Origin of the sequence: Shewanella hafniensis (assembly GCF_019655335.1) — a bacterium.
Classification (GTDB): domain Bacteria; phylum Pseudomonadota; class Gammaproteobacteria; order Enterobacterales; family Shewanellaceae; genus Shewanella; species Shewanella hafniensis.
In genome coordinates this window covers 76,061-92,720 of sequence record NZ_BPFD01000002.1, presented here as the reverse complement: position 1 = coordinate 92,720, position 16,660 = coordinate 76,061, and the positions used below count along the sequence as shown (strand labels likewise).

At 46.2% G+C, this 16,660-nt stretch carries 17 protein-coding genes; 9 read left to right on the top strand and 8 right to left on the bottom strand.

What is annotated here, in order from left to right:
- Positions 1-36 precede the first annotated feature (36 nt).
- Both K5Q99_RS01285 and K5Q99_RS01280 read right to left on the bottom strand, forming a co-directional pair.
- Positions 37-810: a Zn-ribbon-containing protein gene (locus tag K5Q99_RS01285; RefSeq protein WP_006085230.1), complete on the bottom strand. Its 774-nt coding sequence runs from the start codon at positions 808-810 to the stop codon at positions 37-39.
- A complete protein-coding gene (locus tag K5Q99_RS01280; protein WP_220775794.1) occupies positions 810-1,193 on the bottom strand; it encodes a hypothetical protein in 384 nt (127 codons plus the stop codon). The genes K5Q99_RS01285 and K5Q99_RS01280 overlap by 1 nt, the downstream gene beginning before the upstream one ends.
- A gap of 165 nt (positions 1,194-1,358) precedes the next feature.
- Between K5Q99_RS01280 and K5Q99_RS01275 the strand changes: the two genes are divergently transcribed.
- Positions 1,359-1,766, top strand: coding sequence for a DUF3192 domain-containing protein (locus tag K5Q99_RS01275; RefSeq protein ID WP_006080961.1), 408 nt, complete (start codon positions 1,359-1,361; stop codon positions 1,764-1,766).
- Positions 1,767-1,782: 16 nt separating this feature from the next.
- Here the strand turns inward: K5Q99_RS01275 and K5Q99_RS01270 are convergent, their stop codons facing one another.
- The gene (locus tag K5Q99_RS01270; RefSeq protein WP_106650007.1) at positions 1,783-2,016 is read right to left on the bottom strand and encodes a DUF2789 domain-containing protein; all 234 of its coding nucleotides are present in this window, start codon (positions 2,014-2,016) and stop codon (positions 1,783-1,785) included.
- A 149-nt stretch (positions 2,017-2,165) separates the two neighbouring features.
- Between K5Q99_RS01270 and K5Q99_RS01265 the strand changes: the two genes are divergently transcribed.
- Positions 2,166-2,813 carry a GNAT family N-acetyltransferase gene (locus K5Q99_RS01265; protein WP_220775793.1) on the top strand — a complete coding sequence of 216 codons (648 nt, stop codon included), beginning with the start codon at positions 2,166-2,168 and terminating at the stop codon, positions 2,811-2,813.
- Positions 2,797-3,102, top strand: coding sequence for an Mpo1-like protein (locus tag K5Q99_RS01260; protein ID WP_220775792.1), 306 nt, complete (start codon positions 2,797-2,799; stop codon positions 3,100-3,102). Before K5Q99_RS01265 ends, K5Q99_RS01260 begins: the two co-directional genes overlap by 17 nt.
- A gap of 1,727 nt (positions 3,103-4,829) precedes the next feature.
- On the opposite strand, the gene K5Q99_RS01255 is transcribed toward K5Q99_RS01260, so the two are convergent.
- Together K5Q99_RS01255 and K5Q99_RS01250 are read right to left on the bottom strand one after the other, a co-directional pair.
- Positions 4,830-5,216, bottom strand: a complete 387-nt coding sequence (locus K5Q99_RS01255) for a DUF3301 domain-containing protein (RefSeq protein ID WP_220775791.1) — start codon at positions 5,214-5,216, stop codon at positions 4,830-4,832.
- Entirely contained in the window at positions 5,213-6,226 is a 1,014-nt protein-coding gene (locus tag K5Q99_RS01250; RefSeq protein ID WP_220775790.1) for a DUF3549 family protein, read from the bottom strand. The genes K5Q99_RS01255 and K5Q99_RS01250 overlap by 4 nt, the downstream gene beginning before the upstream one ends.
- A 162-nt stretch (positions 6,227-6,388) precedes the next feature.
- Here K5Q99_RS01250 and K5Q99_RS01245 point away from each other — a divergent pair, with 162 nt between their 5' ends.
- Both K5Q99_RS01245 and truC read left to right on the top strand, forming a co-directional pair.
- Positions 6,389-6,709 (top strand): YqcC family protein, encoded by a 321-nt coding sequence (locus K5Q99_RS01245; protein WP_220775789.1) that lies wholly within the window; start codon positions 6,389-6,391, stop codon positions 6,707-6,709.
- Positions 6,696-7,559: a tRNA pseudouridine(65) synthase TruC gene (truC, locus tag K5Q99_RS01240; RefSeq protein WP_220775788.1), complete on the top strand. Its 864-nt coding sequence runs from the start codon at positions 6,696-6,698 to the stop codon at positions 7,557-7,559. Before K5Q99_RS01245 ends, truC begins: the two co-directional genes overlap by 14 nt.
- Before the next feature lie 184 nt (positions 7,560-7,743).
- Here the strand turns inward: truC and K5Q99_RS01235 are convergent, their stop codons facing one another.
- Positions 7,744-7,938, bottom strand: coding sequence for a hypothetical protein (locus K5Q99_RS01235; RefSeq protein ID WP_106650014.1), 195 nt, complete (start codon positions 7,936-7,938; stop codon positions 7,744-7,746).
- A 121-nt stretch (positions 7,939-8,059) separates the two neighbouring features.
- On the opposite strand from K5Q99_RS01235, the gene K5Q99_RS01230 reads away from it, so the two are divergent.
- From K5Q99_RS01230 to K5Q99_RS01215, 4 genes are all read left to right on the top strand, one after another.
- Complete coding sequence (locus tag K5Q99_RS01230; RefSeq protein ID WP_220775787.1) at positions 8,060-8,524, top strand: flavodoxin; 465 nt, start codon at positions 8,060-8,062, stop codon at positions 8,522-8,524.
- Positions 8,476-9,963, top strand: a complete 1,488-nt coding sequence (locus K5Q99_RS01225; protein WP_220775786.1) for a PTS transporter subunit EIIC — start codon at positions 8,476-8,478, stop codon at positions 9,961-9,963. The genes K5Q99_RS01230 and K5Q99_RS01225 overlap by 49 nt, the downstream gene beginning before the upstream one ends.
- A 165-nt stretch (positions 9,964-10,128) precedes the next feature.
- Positions 10,129-10,995, top strand: coding sequence for a formyltetrahydrofolate deformylase (gene purU / locus K5Q99_RS01220; protein WP_080561625.1), 867 nt, complete (start codon positions 10,129-10,131; stop codon positions 10,993-10,995).
- A 173-nt stretch (positions 10,996-11,168) separates the two neighbouring features.
- Positions 11,169-13,100, top strand: a complete 1,932-nt coding sequence (locus K5Q99_RS01215) for an HD domain-containing phosphohydrolase (protein ID WP_220775785.1) — start codon at positions 11,169-11,171, stop codon at positions 13,098-13,100.
- Between the two features lie 128 nt (positions 13,101-13,228).
- Here K5Q99_RS01215 and dapD read toward each other — a convergent pair whose 3' ends face one another.
- A complete protein-coding gene (dapD, locus tag K5Q99_RS01210) occupies positions 13,229-14,053 on the bottom strand; it encodes a 2,3,4,5-tetrahydropyridine-2,6-dicarboxylate N-succinyltransferase (protein ID WP_106650017.1) in 825 nt (274 codons plus the stop codon).
- Between the two features lie 21 nt (positions 14,054-14,074).
- Positions 14,075-16,660, bottom strand: coding sequence for a bifunctional uridylyltransferase/uridylyl-removing protein GlnD (glnD, locus tag K5Q99_RS01205; protein ID WP_220775784.1), 2,586 nt, complete (start codon positions 16,658-16,660; stop codon positions 14,075-14,077).

Sequence of the window (16,660 nt, the reverse complement as noted above, 5' to 3'; positions counted from 1 at the left end):
ATCTTAGGTTGAGGTCTTTGGCGGGATAAAATGATGTTACTGATGATCCCAAGACAGATTCGATACTATGCGGCAAGGCTCGCAGCGAAAGTGGAACATATCCAATAAAGGTTCATCGAGTTTCCAATCATGACTACCACAACGTGGACAAGGCCGCGCTTTTTCTGAGGCTAAATCTTGACCACCTACGCGGTATAAGTAGTAATAAGTCGGGATTTTCGTGAGATATTCGATACGGCCGCGCAAATCCCAACCTCTACGAAATAAATCACTGTCTGGACTCGATAATTCCTCGAGTGCGGCAAATTCTGCTTTGGTGGCCGCCGCCATTTGTAACTCGTCACAGGCTTGCCATTCGCTCTGCCAACGGATAATGCGTTTGTGATCGCCATTAAAGGTTGCTGGAAGTCGATATAAGGGAATCGGCAGTAGATTATCGCCGCTGCGCAGGGGCGAGCACATGTGTACAAAGCTGGTATACAGCAGTTGCCAGCTCGGTGTGTCGGTATTGCTGACCTCAGAATTAATGTCCTGACCGATAAACTTTTCCCGCGGCGCGAGTAGCTTAGCGTCGGTTAACTCTGCTAAGGCTTTTTTGACCCAAGGGCTGTGATATTTATGCGCTAAACTGCTTTTCTCTGGCATCAGTAAACGCACTCTAAACTCACCGTCATTAAAGGCGACCGCAAATTCTCGCCCTAAGATTTGGCCGTTAGCTCGATAGGCTTCGAGGAGCTGATTAATGGCTTTTTCGGCGGCAGAGATAGTGGTGTCGGCGAAGCATTCAAAACGCAGTTCAGTGACAAACATTAAGCGGTTTTTCCTTGGGATTCTAATAAGTTGATGCGTTGTTTAAGTTCAAGCAGTTCGTTTTTTAATTGCATTATTTCTGCTTTTTGCTGCTCAGCATGACGTTCAAAATGCGTCTGTTGTTTCTGCAGACGCTCGGCAAGCAGTGCAAGCGTCAAGGTATCGTTAGTTGCAGTGGCTTCGGTTGTCGGGCTGATGGCTTGCAACTCGGCTAAACGCTCGCGATCCGCCTTAGGCATAGATTTAAATTGCTGTAGGCCTTGGATCAATATAGGTAAAGGTAGGCTGCTACCTAAACGGGTTTTTATTAAGGCAAGGCTCGGTACTTTACCGCAGGCCTCGAGCGCACGTGCCGCAGCCAATACTTGGTCAAGTGGACTCATAATTAGCAAAATTCCTTAATTTGTTGAATGATTTAAACTAATCTCAAAAGGTCGTGTAAGTTTTTTTCATTTAAAAACAGTGTTTTGTAATTTGGCATCTATTTTGCTTCTTGTCCTGCCTAAATCGCTTTTTTAAGCAAAAATAATAATCACATAGGATGTCACATGATTAACCATAAATTGAATAACAAACTTATCGCCATCACGTTTTTAGGGCTTGCAAGCTTAGGTCTTAGCGGCTGTGTGGTCAATGTCGGTGATGGCGAATCGGGTTGGGATAGCAGCGAATCTTGGGAAAAAGTGCAGGATAAAAACCGTACTAACTTAACCAAACTGAGTTTAGGGATGCCCAAAGACCAAGTGATGATCTTAATGGGCACCGCTGATTTTAGTGAAGCCTACATTCAACAAAGTGCTCAACAAGGTGAATCGAATAAAGAAGTCTTAGTGTTGTTTTATCGTACCCAGCGTAATAATGGCGATGGAAAAACCACCAAGGACGAATGCACACCTATTGTGCTGAGCAACAATGCCTTAGTGGGGTGGGGCGAAACGGCTTACAGCAAAATTTAACCCCGCGCGTCTTGTTTTATAATTTACGTAGCTGAGTATCAAGTTGCTCAATGGGCTCAGTCCATTGAGCATCCGCTTCTAGGCCTTCGATGATAAAGCTCTTTTGAGCAGGGGTCCAAAAGGGCGCTTGGCTTAGATGGATGTGATGGTCGATATCATGGGTTGCAATAAATTGCGCTATGGCTTCATCGCTACTGTCTAAACCGAGTTGCTCGAATAAGTGGCTTAAGTCTACTGGCGTAGTATCCATCATTATTTCCTTTTCAGTATAGTGCCTTCGTTTAGAGTAAACGCCTGATTGAAAAATGCAATCTATGATTAAAATTTGCACTTTTCTGTTTCCTTGGTAAATTAATTGTTACTCATAAAAAGTGTGAGCTAAGTCAAGGAATACTAATAATGGATAATGAGACCTTGGAAGGCTGCCGTGCAGTCTATTTGACAGCGGAAGACTTACGCATTGCCGCTTCTATCCTCTATAACGCTTACCATGATGACCCTTTTTTTGTCGATTCACTTTTCACCTCAGATAAAGCCGCTTACGAGCAAAAATTGCGCGCCGCGATCCGCGAAGAACTCAATACGTTATGGCAACAAAAACAAGCACTCATAGGTTTGTTCGACCATGAAAGACTGGTTGGTTTAGCCTGTGTGGTAACGCAAGAAGTGCCTTTGGGAGAAGGGCGTTACTGGCATTGGCGCTTAAAAATGTTGTTAGGTACGGGCTGGCAATCAACCCAAGCTTTGATGAAAAAAGAGTCCAGTATTGTCGAACTCTTACCCAGTAAGCACTGCGGTATTTTGCAGTTTATCGCCCTTGCACCGAACGAGCAGCATAAAGGACTCGGACATAAGTTAGTCCAAGCGGTAGTGAGTTGGTGTGATGAGCAGCCGGATTTGGATGGCATTGGTGTGTTTGTCGCTCAGGAGAGTCATCTGCAATTATTTACCCAGCATGACTTTGTCTCTTTAGGCGAGCTCAATATCGGCAGTGTCCATGGTCAGTTATTATTCTATTCGGTTCAACAAGATGACTCACTCTTATAAACGGTTCGCCGATTTTTATCCTTTCTATTTATCCCAACACCAGCACCCGACTTGCCGGCAATTGCACTTTGTTGGCAGTTGTTTAGTCTTGCTGCTTATTGGCATTGCCTTGGTTTCACAAGCCTGGTGGCTATGTTGGTTTATTCCGCTCGTTGGCTACGGTTTTGCGTGGGTGGGACACTTTGTATTTGAGAAGAATCGACCCGCGACATTTCAGTATCCCTTTTACAGTTTGATGGCAGATTGGGTGATGTTTGCTCAGATGATCCGCGGCTTTTTTAAGCGTTAAAAAAGCCGCCCGAGTGAGATGCCCATACCCGTGTGAGAGATCGCTTACAAACGCTGTAGGATATAATGTTTTCTTTTTGATTGTTTTTCGTTCTTCTTGGTTTAATTTTTAATTAAATCATTAGTTTGTGTTTATTTTTCTCCTGTTCGGTCGTAATTTATTTTGTAGTCCGTTCTTTGAGCCGAACAAAAAAGTCATGGTTAACGTAGAATTCACTCATGGCCAAAGCAAATGGATAGCAAGGAAAGCGAAACAGGCCAAAGGGACGCAAGAAGCAACGAATTAAGATTTCATGGTTGAAATCGCTGACGGTAGGAAAACTGTCATTCGCCTAGGATAGGCTAAGGAAAAGCAGGATTGCTTTTCAAGGATGATTAGAGACAGTGAGTCGTATCGTCAGGATGATGAATTTCAGGAAGAATACAGGACACGCTTAAGGATTAAGCATGAACTCGAGACAGGATGTGTCGAGACAAGGATAAAGTATAAGGGTGAACAGCTTGTACTACTCTATGGAAGACAAATTTTTGCAGGATGCAATAGGAAGAAGTCATAGGAAGTGACAGGCTCTGTAAAATGGATTTACAGGTCAAAGGACTGAGTGTTATCTCACGCAAGTTTGATACACAGGGACGAAAAGGAATTACAGGGACGACGCAGGAAGCAAGCAGACGCATGGATGGTGCAGGGAGCACAAATCGAGCAGGACGGCTTACAAAGGATAAATGGGGCGCACTTTAGTTGCGCCCTTTTCTTTGGTTCATTTTCAGCATTAATCTCGCTTTGCCAAGCTATAAAGCTATTCACATGGACTTTAGCTTAACTCTGCTTAAAGACTTATCACCGTAAAGCATGTTTACCAGTCTACTCCTCTTATTGCCCAATGATTTACTCTCTGTGTTGACTGTGTTTTGGTCATGCAGAATGCTTGTCGAACTTTGAGCGATAGCGGTTTATGCATAAGTCCTTCAGGGGAGAAAATTTAGCGTTTGCTTACTTTTGATTCTAATTGCCATCCTCCGTGTAAGAGATCTCTCACAAGTATGTAAGTAATTTGTAAGTTAAAGGGGTGGTTATGTCTTGGTTTTGGTTATTATTTTTATTTATATCAGCCGGTTAGTCTATTTTTCATCTGTTAAGCTCACTATTTTTGTTAACATTATTAAATAATCCGCAATGAGTACTTTTGTTGGTTGGCGTAGAATTCATTTTGTAGAAGGAGTTACGGGCAACAGGATGTTGGCGATCAGGATGATCGAACAGTGACTAAGGAATGTGACTTAAGGAATAGGGATATAGGCCTTTCAGGATGAAAAATAGCCAATACCAAGGAAGGGAGACTATCAAGGATTGATAGACTCATTGCATAGGATGGCAATGGCACAGGGAGTGCAATTGAATGGATGCAATACCCGTTTCATGGATGATGATGGAACCGCTTAGGAAAGAGCAAGCTTGGGACTGGATGACCAAGAGATAGGGAAGTACATGAGTACAGGGACCTCAAGGATTGAGCAGGGATGAAGCAGGACGCAGATTGACGCATGGATGGTGCAGGGAGCACAAAAATAGCGGGATAGCTTAACAGAGAATAGGAGGGCGTGGCTTTAGGGCCGCGCCCTTTCTTTTTTAACTTTTACAGTGAGTTATTTTGCAGCACCAGAGAATAACTGATTATTCTCAATTCTGGCGAACAGCTTATTTGAGCCAACATTGTCGATAAAAGCTTAATGGCATTTGCCTGAGCTACAGCCGCTTTGCGTACCACAACCGCCAAATTTCCCCTGCGCTGTCGGCGCCTCTTGCCATTCGGGCTCTGGGAAGATAGGCCATTCTATTTTTTGAATTTTCTTGCCTTGCATCCAAATATGGCCACTGTACTGGTTAATGCCGTCGGTGCTGAATTCAAATAAATATTTCGCTTTCCAACAAATCCCCGTGGTGCCGCCAATACTTGGGCGGGCGGTTTCCATTGCTATGGCTAACAGTTGCACTTTTTGTCGCCAGCATTCTTTTTCGACAAAAATACGGCTCAGCTCTGCCATTTGGCGTAACTGCCAAAAAAATGCGGCAATCACGACGAGGCCAATAATTAACAGTAAATCTGACATCATTTGCTTGCTGCCTTAAACAAACCACCTATGGCTTGTGATAGTTGAATGCTTCGATTGGGATTTCTTAACTCGCCTAGTAGTTGATTGCGCAAACTAGGAATAGCCACAATATCAGCAAAGACCTGATTAAAAAAGGCTTGGGGCTGCAGTGCTAGGGCTTCTAAGTAAAGACTGCGACTTGAATCTTGTTTTAATACCGACCAGTTACGTCCGGCAATACTGATGAGGGCATTGGTATCTAAAGAGGCTTGGCCGTGTAGATGCTCAAACGCTTGTTGGCTGTGTTTGGCGCTAGAAGCCAAAGCCCGTAGGAAATAGGCTTGGTGCTCTGGGGCTGCATCTTGAAGTTTTGCGAGAATTTTATCGGCGAGTGTGTCGCTAATCAGTAAGTGCTCAAGGCACTGACATAGGGCGATTTGCACTTCGATGGCGGCTGTGTCAAAGCTCGATACTAAGTGCTGCTCATGATCAAATTCATTTGCGCGCGCACATACATCGGCTATGCCTTGCATCCCAATATGTTGCCATTGTGCTGGGGCTACTTGGCCTGACAGGTACTGTACGGCAAATTCGTATTGCGATGACGCGCGTTGGCCGAGTTGTTTACGAACAAGCGCGTTGAATACGGCGAGTTTTTCTTGGCTTGGCTTGAAGTTAAACGGATTATTTGCGAGTCGTTCTTGCTGCTCATCACTGAGTGGCTGAGTGGGATCTTGCCCTAATGCCGCTAATATCATTTCGATAAATTGTGAGCGCGGTGCAGGCGACAGTAATCCTTGCTCATCTAACGCTAGTTTTAGAAACCAAATAAAGTGTTGCTGACTCGCATCCCAAAAGACGATAGCAAATTGCGCATGCCCTTGAATGGGATAGGGATAAGGGGTAGATAGAGATTCGATCTGGTGAAACGCGAGCATATCAATATGTTGCACCCTACGGCCAAGATCATACACTTGGAACTGGGTTTTGGCTGTGGTTAAAAACTGGCTTAAAGTTGTAATTTCAGTCATTTGGCTGCCATATCAATCAAAGAGGCTCAATAAATTGGCGCCATTATAGGGGGAAGTGCGTCTGGATGGTATGATTGCGGCACTTTAATCGACCTATTCGGCCTGTGGATTGTGGCAAGTTCCTTAATCACAATGGCTAACATGAGAATGGATCTGAAAGCTATGTTATACAGTCAAACCCAAGCTAAATTGGCTCAGATTGCCCAAGCGCTACAAGCGGTCGAGTTGTGGTCTGAGCAAGCGCCCTCTGCCGAGGCAATGGCAAGCACAGCGCCTTTTGCCTGTGATCTTATGCCCCTTGAGCAGTGGTTGCAGTTTATTTTGCTGCCTAGAATGCAGACGTTAATCGAAACGGGTGCGCCATTGCCGACGCAAATAGCGATAGCCCCTATGGCTGAACATGTTTGGCAGAATATGCCCCCGCGCCAAGCTCTGATTGGCGTATTGAATGAATTGGATATGTTGTTAAATGAATCAAGATGATATCTGGCTTGAAACGCCTGAAAATACACTGAATGCAACCCAAGAGGATGATTCAGAAGAGCAGGCGCCTGAGATTGAAATTCTTTATGAAGATGCGCACTTAGTGGCAATTCATAAACCTGCAGGCTTATTGGTCCACCGTAGTTATTTAGCGCGTCGGGAGCGTTTTTTTGCCATGCAGCTAACCCGCGACTTAGTGGGCTGTCATGTATTTCCTGTACATCGTCTCGACAGGCCGACATCTGGCGTGCTTTTGTTTGCCAAGAGCAGTGAAGTCGCCAATGCACTGTGTGAGCAATTTGCTTCCCATACGATTGAAAAGCAATATTTGGCTTTAGTGCGCGGTAATATGCACGAGAGCGGTATTTTAGACTATGCGCTTAAGGTTGAGTTGGATGAATTGGGCGATAAGAATGCCGATCCCAACAAAGCGGCGCAAGAGGCTGTGACGGCGTATGAGCCGTTACTCAATACTGAAATTCCGTATCCGTCAGGCCGATATCCCACTAGCCGATTTGCACTGGTACGCTTGAGCCCTAAAACGGGGCGCAAGCATCAGCTCAGAAGACACATGGCGCATTTACGTCACCCCATAGTTGGTGATACCACCCATGGTGACGGTAAGCAAAATGCGTTTTTCCGCGAGCATTTTGGCATTAATCGCCTGTGGCTTATCGCGAAAAAGCTCAGCTTTACCCATCCTGTCACTCAAGTTCGGCTCAGCATAGAAACCGAGATCGAGCCTGAGTGGGAAACCGTGTTTGCCGAGCTAGGTTGGGACGAGGCGACCTTGAGTCAACAGGCTGAGTTGTTAATCGCCACGGATGAAATACCAACTGGCAATGCGTAACCCATGAGCTTAACTCTGACAATCTCAACTGAGACAATCTCGACATAATTGGCAGTCAGCCAAGTGAGTGGCATCAAAAGTCATTCGCTTGGCTTGGTTATTGGCACTAAAGCAATTGAATCAAAACTATCGAACCCATAACGGTCGAATCAACACAGTTTCATCAAAATGAGTCTTGCGGTTGTTAGTCGAGGCGTTGCGGAGTTTGTGCAGTTTGCGGACGCAGTTCTTGCATCATCACGGCTAAGGTTGAGAATCCAGAGGTAGACACAAGTGGTGATGTGAGATTTTGCTGGGCGGAGTGGAAATAGTTTTTACGTCGAATATGGGTTGTTTTGTGGTGTTGCTTGAGGTGTTTTTGGCGGGTGGACTGTCGCATCAGATATTTCCTCATGCTCAATGACTTGATTTATAAAAATTTTGCGCCTTAGCTTGCCCATCCGCTGAACAATAAAGTATGGTCAGCCTAATAAGGTTTGCAACGCGATGTGGAGTGTACCATGAAAAAGGTGAATCTGGTGTTTGGCACTGTCTATGGCAGTGCACAATTTGCCGCCGAAACCCTAGAGAAAGAAATGCAAGTTTTAGGTTATGATGTCACATTGTGGCAACCAAATGACGTCGCCAGCTTTATTCCTCCGCAGGATGAATTGTTAGTTGTGGTCACTTCTACGACAGGCCAAGGGGATTTACCCGAAGATATTCAGCCTTGGTATCATAATCTTAAAAATCTTGCGCCCTATTTACCTGCGCTTAACTACAGTGTAATCGCACTGGGTGATTCAAGTTATGAAACCTTTTGCGGCGCCGGTAAGTCTGTAGATGCGCTTTTGAGTGAGCTTGGTGCTAAACCACTTGTAGAATTATTAGAAATCGATGCCTGTGAAACCATGGAACCTGAGGTTGAAGCGATAAAATGGCTAGAACGCTGGAATCAAGTCGTCAAGACCGAGCTCGTCGCTTAGGCAGTTTCGTTACTCAGCAATGGTTTAAATTTGCCCAGCGCTTAAGCCAAGCGCTGCTTATTCCTATTGCCATTTTGCCTGCAGCTGGGGTCATGCTCGGCTTAACCGTTAGTCCCATTCCTTTTATGCCCGAAGAGCTGACAGTGTTGATGTTGGCTGTGGGTAAACTCATTTTTGCCATCATGCCGATGTTATTTGCCGTAGCGGTCGCTATTGGCTTTTGCCGCGATCAAGGCATTGCCGCCTTTACGGCGGTGTTTGGTTATGGGGTGATGACGGCGACGTTAGCCGCGCTAGCTGATTTGTATCGACTCCCAACCCAGCCTCTATTGGGAATGGATACTTTAGATACTGGGATTGCGGGCGGCATGATGCTCGGCAGCATTACTTGTCTTGCGGTGCGCTGGAGTCAATATATAAGCTTGCCTGCGATTTTCTCCTTTTTTGAGGGACGCCGCAGTGCATCTTTGTTGATCATTCCCCTAGCGATGGGCTTAGGTTATGTGCTCGCCCATGTGTGGCCACCCTTAGCGCTATTGATTGAGCGGGTATCTGACTGGGCTGTTTATCAAAAACCAGCTATTGCCTTTGGCGTGTATGGCGCATTAGAGCGGTTACTTATTCCCCTTGGCTTGCACCATATTTGGAATGCACCTTTTTATTTAGAAGTGGGCCAATATCAGTTATTAGGGCACGAAGTCGTTCGTGGCGAGGTAGCGCGTTATTTAGCGGGCGATCCGCAGGCGGGAAACCTTGCCGGTGGTTACCTGATTAAAATGTGGGGATTACCTGCGGCGGCGCTGGCAATGTGGCGCTGCGCCGATCCCTCTGAGCGCAATCGCGTGGCGGGCATTATGCTCTCGGCAGGGGCGGCCAGTTGGTTAACTGGGGTGACAGAACCTATTGAATTTGCCTTTATGTTTGTGGCGCCAATCCTATTTATCATTCACGCCTTACTCACTGGGCTCGCTTACTTTATCTGTATCATGCTCGATATTCACCACAGCATAGTGTTCTCCCAAGGGCTGGTGGACTTTACGCTGTTATTTCCATTGTCCCGTAATGCCAGCTGGTTTATTTTCCTAGGGCCTTTGACCGCCATCATATATTACCTGTTGTTTAGGTTGAGTATTTTAGCATTTAATTTGAAAACACCCGGCAGGCTTGAGCATAACGACAATGACAGTAAAGGACCTAAAGAAAGTTTACGGGCGATTATTGCGGCGCTTGGTGGGCGTGACAATATCGTTGAGCTGAATGCCTGTTTGACTCGGTTACGCTTGAGCGTACATAAGCCAGAGTTAGTTAATAAGGTGCGTTTGAGTCAGTTGGGCGCTAAGGGTGTAATTGTGATGGGCAAAGGTGTGCAGGTGGTTTATGGCACTAAGGCCGAAACCTTGCGTAAGGTATTGCAGCGTTACTTAGATACTCGCCGCTAGGATTGTGTTTTTACAAAATTAACTGCTTAATTTTTACATTTTATTGATTCAAGCCTCTGAAATGTCATTTTTATTTTCGCATTATAGGATTTTCATGCTGTTCAGCACGATTTGCTATGGCAAACTCGATGTAAGGACAATAGAGGAGAGCCAACTTTGCAACAAATGACTGAAACTCGCGGTAATACTTCGCCATCCATAGAACGTAAAATCTTACTGACGGATTGCGCCGATGCGCAAGGCCTCATCGCCAAAATCACCAGTGTTTGTTTTACCCATAAACTGAATATTATCAAAAACAGTGAGTTTGTGGATAATGCCCAAGGGCGTTTCTTTATGCGAACTGAGTTAGAGGGCATTTTTAACAGCGAACAGTTATTACAGGATCTGCGCGACGTGCTGCCTGCTAAGAATCACATGACCTTAGTCAGCGCCGGCAAGAAACGCATTGTGGTGTTAGTGACAAAAGAAGCGCACTGTTTAGGCGATCTATTGATGAAAGCTTATTACGGCGGTTTAAGTGTCGAGATTGCCGCTGTGGTGGGCAACCATGATGCGCTGCGCGAACTGGCCGAAAAGTTTAACATCCCCTTTCATTTGGTGAGTCACGAAGGCTTAGACCGAATTCAACACGAGCAAGCACTGTTGGCTGCGGTATCACAATACGAACCCGATTATTTAGTCTTGGCTAAGTATATGCGGGTATTAACGCCTGATTTTGTGGCGCAATATCCTAATCGCATCATCAACATCCATCATTCTTTTTTACCTGCTTTTATTGGCGCGGCGCCTTATCGCCAAGCCTGGGAGCGCGGGGTGAAAATTATCGGTGCGACGGCGCATTTTGTGAATAATTGCCTCGATGAAGGGCCGATCATCAAGCAAGACGTGATACCTGTCGATCACAGTTATAGCGCCTTAGAAATGGCACGTTCTGGGCGGGATGTTGAAAAGAGTGTGCTGAGCAAAGCGCTGCAGTTGGTGCTTAACGAGCAAGTGGTCGTGTACGGCAATAAAACGATCGTTTTCTAATACGCAGGCAGTCGCGCTAAGGTTATGGTAAGTATTGCGATATCATGGCATTCAGCTTGGTCCATTTTAATCAGCTATCATTATGTTTATTGGAGATTTTATAGTGTTAACATTCGGGCGAACATAGCGCATAAGCGTGTCGCCCATGCTCTAGTCTAAGATCGGAGTGCAGGATGCCAACCAGTCAAAGCCTTATCGTTGGAACGAAAGATTTACCCGATAGTTTGAATTTATCTTGGGCACAGCTTGATGAGCAATTTCGCGTGCTACGGATGAGCCAAGCCTTTTACCGGCGTTGTACACGTTCGGCGGCGCAAATCATTAATCAACCTATCAGCCAATTGTTTAGTGCCTTTAATGCCGAGTTGTGCGCCGATATTGTAAGGCGTCGTGGGCAAGAGCTCGGTTTTCAACTCCAAGATCATCGGGGTATACGTGTGCATCTTGCGCTGCATTCTTTGCCTGAGATGGGATGGTATTTGATTCTATCTGACATTAATTTTGAAGATCCGCAGATGAAAGAGTTGCATTCGGATTATCGTCGAGCGATTCAAGCGAGCGATGCTTGGCTGCAACACATTGAAGATGTGATTAAATCCTCCCAAGAAGAAGTGTTCAAAGTCGCAGTTGCTAAGGCGATGTCGCTCACTGGTAGTCGCTATGGCTTTATTCTGTTGCATAACGAAAAATCAAAAACACTCACGCTCGCGGCACGTTCCGACTATCCCAACGCAGAGGCGGACCAAGCCGATTTCATCAAAGATAATACCCAAGTGTCAGAACTTGAAAGCCGCGTATGGCTCGAATGCGTACGAGATTATAAGCCGATCATCCAAAATCAAACCGACTCCCAAAGACGCTTAGGGGATTTGCCCTTAGATAAACTGTTACTTGCGGGGCGTTACTTGGCGGTGCCGATTTTGTTTCGCAGCCGCTTGGTCGGCATAGTGTGCGTGGTTGACCGTAACGAGCCCTATAGTCGTAATGATGCGAGATCATTACTGACTTTTGCCAGCATTTTATGGCACAGCATTGAACTACCACGCACATTGCGCGCGGTATCCCGCCAGTCCAAAATCATTAAATCCCAAAAAGAGCAGTTATCTCAGTCGTTAACCCAGCTTATTAGTGCTATTTCTGAGGCATTAGAACTAAAAGATGCCTATACCGCAGGGCATCAAAAATCGGTGGCGCAATTAAGTTATTTGATTGGTGAGAAATTAGGCTTAGATCCCCAGCGCCTAGAAGGGCTTAAAATTGGTGCCTTAGTCCATGATATCGGCAAGTTGGCCATTCCATCGCAGATCTTGACCAAACCTTCGAAGCTTTCAAAAGAAGAATACGCATTAATACAGACCCATCCACTCCATGGCGCTGAAATTATTGAGGATGTGGAGTTTCCATGGCCCATCAAAGAGATGATTTTACAGCATCATGAGCGGCTCGATGGCTCAGGCTATCCTGAGGGGTTAAAGGATAAAGCCATTCTCTATGAGGCAAAAATTATTGCGGTAGCCGATGTTGCCGATTCAATATTATCCCACAGGCCCTATCGTCCATCCTTAGGGCTGGAGAAAATGGCCGAAGTGCTGCGTGCGGGCAAAGGGACTCTGTTTGATCCTGAGATAGTCGAGACCTGTTTAGCGATTTTGATTAATCGTGAGCTGAGTATTAGCGATCATATTGGTGCCGCGCTCCTTGAACCTCTCGTCACGATTTCCCTCGACCATGAGTTAGCCGACGTTAAGCGTTTGCTTACTGCTGCTCGCGCTAAGGTGGCTGTGGTATTAGATGAGCAACATAAGATAATTGGCGTGATCACTCATCAATTGCTGGAGCATTGGTTTAGTCCATTACTTGGCACAGCGGCTGAGCGTGAGCAGGATAGGGCACCTTTACATAAAAAAGCCCATCAGATCATGCAGCATTCGGTGCCTACCATCAGTGAGGTGGCGACATCGGAAGATGCCTTATTGCAGTTGAATCTTTTGGATTCAGAATATCTTGTGGTGATAAACAAAGCACAGCAGCCATTGGGGATTATCGGCTGGCGGGCCATTGCCATGACAAGAAACGCTTTCCGCGAAGTTGAGAGATTGATTTAAGTGCTTTATGAAACACTTTATTTTTAATCCTGATAATAACAGCGCAACTGTAGGCTAAATTTTACCGACAATAAAAAAGATGCCCTCGGGCATCTTTTTACGTAACTCATGTTATCGAACGAATACTGTTAATCAACAATACGCAGTAATTCGTTGATACCCACTTTACCGCGGGTTTTTGCATCCACTTTCTTAACGATAATGGCGGCATAGAGGCTGTACTTGCCACAGGCTGACGGCAGGTTGCCAGAAACCACGACTGAACCCGCTGGCACACGACCGTAATGCACTTCGCCAGTTTCGCGATCATAAATTCGAGTGCTTTGGCCGATATACACGCCCATAGAAATCACTGAGCCTTCTTCAACTACAACGCCTTCAACAATCTCAGAACGTGCACCGATAAAGCAGTTATCTTCGATGATGGTTGGGCCCGCTTGCAATGGCTCAAGTACGCCACCAATACCTACGCCACCAGATAAATGCACGTTTTTACCGATTTGGGCACATGAGCCAACGGTCGCCCAAGTGTCAACCATAGTGCCTTCATCAACATAGGCACCTAAGTTCACATAGGATGGCATCAAGACGGTATTTTTACCGATGAATGAGCCTTTACGCACTGTTGCAGATGGCACCACACGAATCGCTTCCGCTTTGAAGCGGGCTTCATCATACTCGGCAAATTTTAACGGCACTTTGTCGAAGTATTTGGTTTCGGCGCCATCGATAACCACGTTATCGAAAATACGGAAGGACAGTAATACCGCCTTTTTCAGCCATTGGTGTACATGCCATTGTCCGTCGATTTTCTCGGCGACACGGACTTCACCTTTATCGAGCATATTGATGACATGTTGCACATCGTCACGCACGCTGGCGTCAACTGTGCTTGGCGTGATGTCGGCGCGCGCTTCAAAAGCCGCCTCAATACGTTGGCGTAAAGCCTCCATTTACTTCTCCCACTGGTCTCGTTAATTAACTGATTCGATATTCTTCGCACTCAAGGCACTGATTAAAGCGTCCCTGAGGGTATTTTCTTGGGTTTCGTTAAGCTGTAGGCCGTCATTGGTCTGCAGCATAAAAAAGTCTTCGGCTCGCTCACCAATGGTGGTGATCTTGGCCGCGAGTAACGTCGTGTTGCAACGGTAAAAGATATCGCCGACTTTTGCCAGTAATCCTGGCGAATCTAAGGCGATAAGCTCCATCATACTTGTACCATGACGACTGCTTTCGAGGAAACTCACTTGTGTAGGAACATTAAAAGGTTTCATCTTGCGCGACAGTTTTCTAAAGCGTGGCAGTTTTGGACTGTCGCTCGACAGGGCTTTTTCGAGTGCCTTACGGATACTTTGGATGCGTGAAAGCTGGCTCACTGGCTCGCCATCTTGTTCTAAGATCACAAAGGTATCGAGTGCATAATTATCTTTTGAGGTCATGATGTTGGCATCATGGACGTTGATATTTTTATTGTCGAGTACCGCCATCACAGTTGCAAATAACTTTGGTCTGTCTTGGCAATAGACAAATAGCTCAGTGCCACCACGGGTGGTGTGTTTGGACACTAAGACTAAGGGCTCATCCTGTTGTTTGTGCTTTAAAATCGCTTCAGCGTGCCACGCGACTTGATTGGGCTGGTGGCGTAAAAAGTAATCCGCCTTAAAACGTTGCCACAGGGTATCGAGATCTTTTTCTTTCAGTCCACGGCGCAGCAGCTCTTTTTTCGCCTTAGCTTGGTATTCACGCACTCTGGCACGAATATCGACGGGTTTTTCTTTACCGCGGGCGAGTACCCTTTGGGTCGAAAAGTACAAGTCACGCAGCAGTGAGCCTTTCCAGTTGTTCCAGGTTTTTTCATTGGTGGCGCAGATATCGGCCACGGTTAAGCAGTACAGATAACTTAAATGCACGGCATCGCGGACTTTACTAGCAAAATCGGCCACCACATCGGGGTCGGAAATATCCCGGCGCTGGGCGGTGACAGACATCACCAGATGATTTTCAACCAGCCAAGCGACTAGACGGCCATCGTGATCGTTTAACCCGTGCAGCTTACAAAAGGCGAGGGCGTCGCTTGAGCCCAATTTACTGTGATCGCCGCCGCGACCTTTGGCAATATCGTGAAAGATTGCACCGAGTACCAGTAAGCCCTTTTTCGGCAGTTGGTTGATGAGAATCGAGCCTAGGGGAAATTCTTCTTTTTGTTCGGGCTGGGAGAATCGTTCGATATTGAGCAGCAATCTGTGAGTATGTTCATCGACTGTGTAGGCGTGGAATAGGTCGAACTGCATCTGGCCTTCAATATTTCGCCATGCGGGTAAATAGGCCGATAACACACCGTGTTTATGCATTAAAGACAAAGCAACAATGCCGCGAGGGTGGCGCAGAATTTCCATAAAAGTTTGGCGACAAAGCGGATTTTCTTGTAAGGCTTGCGGTTGGGCGCGTCTTGCACGGCGCAGTGAACGCAGTGTTGGCGCGTAAATGCCTTTGATGTTGGAGTTTTTTGCGACCAACAAAAACAGCCGGACAATTTCTTCGCCGCTATCGAACAGATCATCGCTGAGCGCTTCTATAAAGGTGCCACGGCGCTGGTAGTGTTTATCTATCGATTGAATTTCTAAGGCTTTTGTGTGCCCCAATGTTGCCCGTTTAAATAGCTGCAGCAACATTTCGTTCAGCTCCATCACTCGGCGTACCGTGCGATAGTAGCGTTTCATCATCTGCTCAACAGCAAGCTGGGTGGCGTCTTCATAGCCCATAAGTTCGGCAACTTGGCGTTGTACATCAAAGAGTAAGCGATTTTCATCGCGCCCCACCACCATGTGCAGGGCAAAGCGCAGCTTCCATAAAAAGTGCTGACATTCGAGCAATTCTTCTAATTCACCTTGTTCTAAAAAGTCGTATTGGACTAATTCTTCGAGGCGAGCGGCGCCAAAGTGCCGCATGGCTACCCAAGCAATGGTTTGAATATCCCTAAGGCCACCGGGGCAACTCTTGATATTGGGTTCTAAATCGAAGGCACTGGCTCTGGCATGGCGGGCATTTTGCTCATCCCGTTTTGCGATAAAAAAATCGCTTGAGGTCCAAAAATCACTTTGACGAATGGCATCGTAAAGTTGATCGAATAAAAGCTCAGGCCCTTCGAGCAGTCGGGCTTCTAATAAGTTAGTGGCTATGGTGATGTCTTCACGACCGAGGATAATCGTGTCGTTCAATGTACGAACACTGTGGCCGATTTCGAGATTGGCATCCCACAGAAAGGCAATAAACTGACTGAGTGCTGCTTCGGCGGCGGGTGACAAAATATCATTAAACAGGAACAGCAAGTCGACATCTGAGTGGGGATGCAGCTCCCCACGGCCATAGCCGCCTACGGCAATCAGGGCAATATCGTATTCCCTTAGTCCGTGCTGTTCCCAAGCTTGCTTGACAAGGGCATCGACAAATTGACAGCGCTGCGTGACGAGCTCTTCAATCGGGGTTTTAGCCTTAAAACTGGCCAAAAGAATCTGATTCTGTTCGATTAATGATTGTTTTGCGAGCAGAGCTATATTCAT

Excerpts from the sequence above, each read along its gene's own strand:
- K5Q99_RS01285 (WP_006085230.1), bottom strand. The coding sequence starts at position 810 with ATGTTTGTCACTGAACTGCGTTTTGAATGCTTCGCCGACACCACTATC.
- K5Q99_RS01280 (WP_220775794.1), bottom strand. The coding sequence starts at position 1,193 with ATGAGTCCACTTGACCAAGTATTGGCTGCGGCACGTGCGCTCGAGGCC.
- K5Q99_RS01275 (WP_006080961.1), top strand. The coding sequence starts at position 1,359 with ATGATTAACCATAAATTGAATAACAAACTTATCGCCATCACGTTTTTA.
- K5Q99_RS01270 (WP_106650007.1), bottom strand. The coding sequence starts at position 2,016 with ATGGATACTACGCCAGTAGACTTAAGCCACTTATTCGAGCAACTCGGT.
- K5Q99_RS01265 (WP_220775793.1), top strand. The coding sequence starts at position 2,166 with ATGGATAATGAGACCTTGGAAGGCTGCCGTGCAGTCTATTTGACAGCG.
- K5Q99_RS01260 (WP_220775792.1), top strand. The coding sequence starts at position 2,797 with ATGACTCACTCTTATAAACGGTTCGCCGATTTTTATCCTTTCTATTTA.
- K5Q99_RS01255 (WP_220775791.1), bottom strand. The coding sequence starts at position 5,216 with ATGATGTCAGATTTACTGTTAATTATTGGCCTCGTCGTGATTGCCGCA.
- K5Q99_RS01250 (WP_220775790.1), bottom strand. The coding sequence starts at position 6,226 with ATGACTGAAATTACAACTTTAAGCCAGTTTTTAACCACAGCCAAAACC.
- K5Q99_RS01245 (WP_220775789.1), top strand. The coding sequence starts at position 6,389 with ATGTTATACAGTCAAACCCAAGCTAAATTGGCTCAGATTGCCCAAGCG.
- truC (WP_220775788.1), top strand. The coding sequence starts at position 6,696 with ATGAATCAAGATGATATCTGGCTTGAAACGCCTGAAAATACACTGAAT.
- K5Q99_RS01235 (WP_106650014.1), bottom strand. The coding sequence starts at position 7,938 with ATGCGACAGTCCACCCGCCAAAAACACCTCAAGCAACACCACAAAACA.
- K5Q99_RS01230 (WP_220775787.1), top strand. The coding sequence starts at position 8,060 with ATGAAAAAGGTGAATCTGGTGTTTGGCACTGTCTATGGCAGTGCACAA.
- K5Q99_RS01225 (WP_220775786.1), top strand. The coding sequence starts at position 8,476 with ATGGCTAGAACGCTGGAATCAAGTCGTCAAGACCGAGCTCGTCGCTTA.
- purU (WP_080561625.1), top strand. The coding sequence starts at position 10,129 with ATGACTGAAACTCGCGGTAATACTTCGCCATCCATAGAACGTAAAATC.
- K5Q99_RS01215 (WP_220775785.1), top strand. The coding sequence starts at position 11,169 with ATGCCAACCAGTCAAAGCCTTATCGTTGGAACGAAAGATTTACCCGAT.
- dapD (WP_106650017.1), bottom strand. The coding sequence starts at position 14,053 with ATGGAGGCTTTACGCCAACGTATTGAGGCGGCTTTTGAAGCGCGCGCC.
- glnD (WP_220775784.1), bottom strand. The coding sequence starts at position 16,660 with ATGAATATAGCTCTGCTCGCAAAACAATCATTAATCGAACAGAATCAG.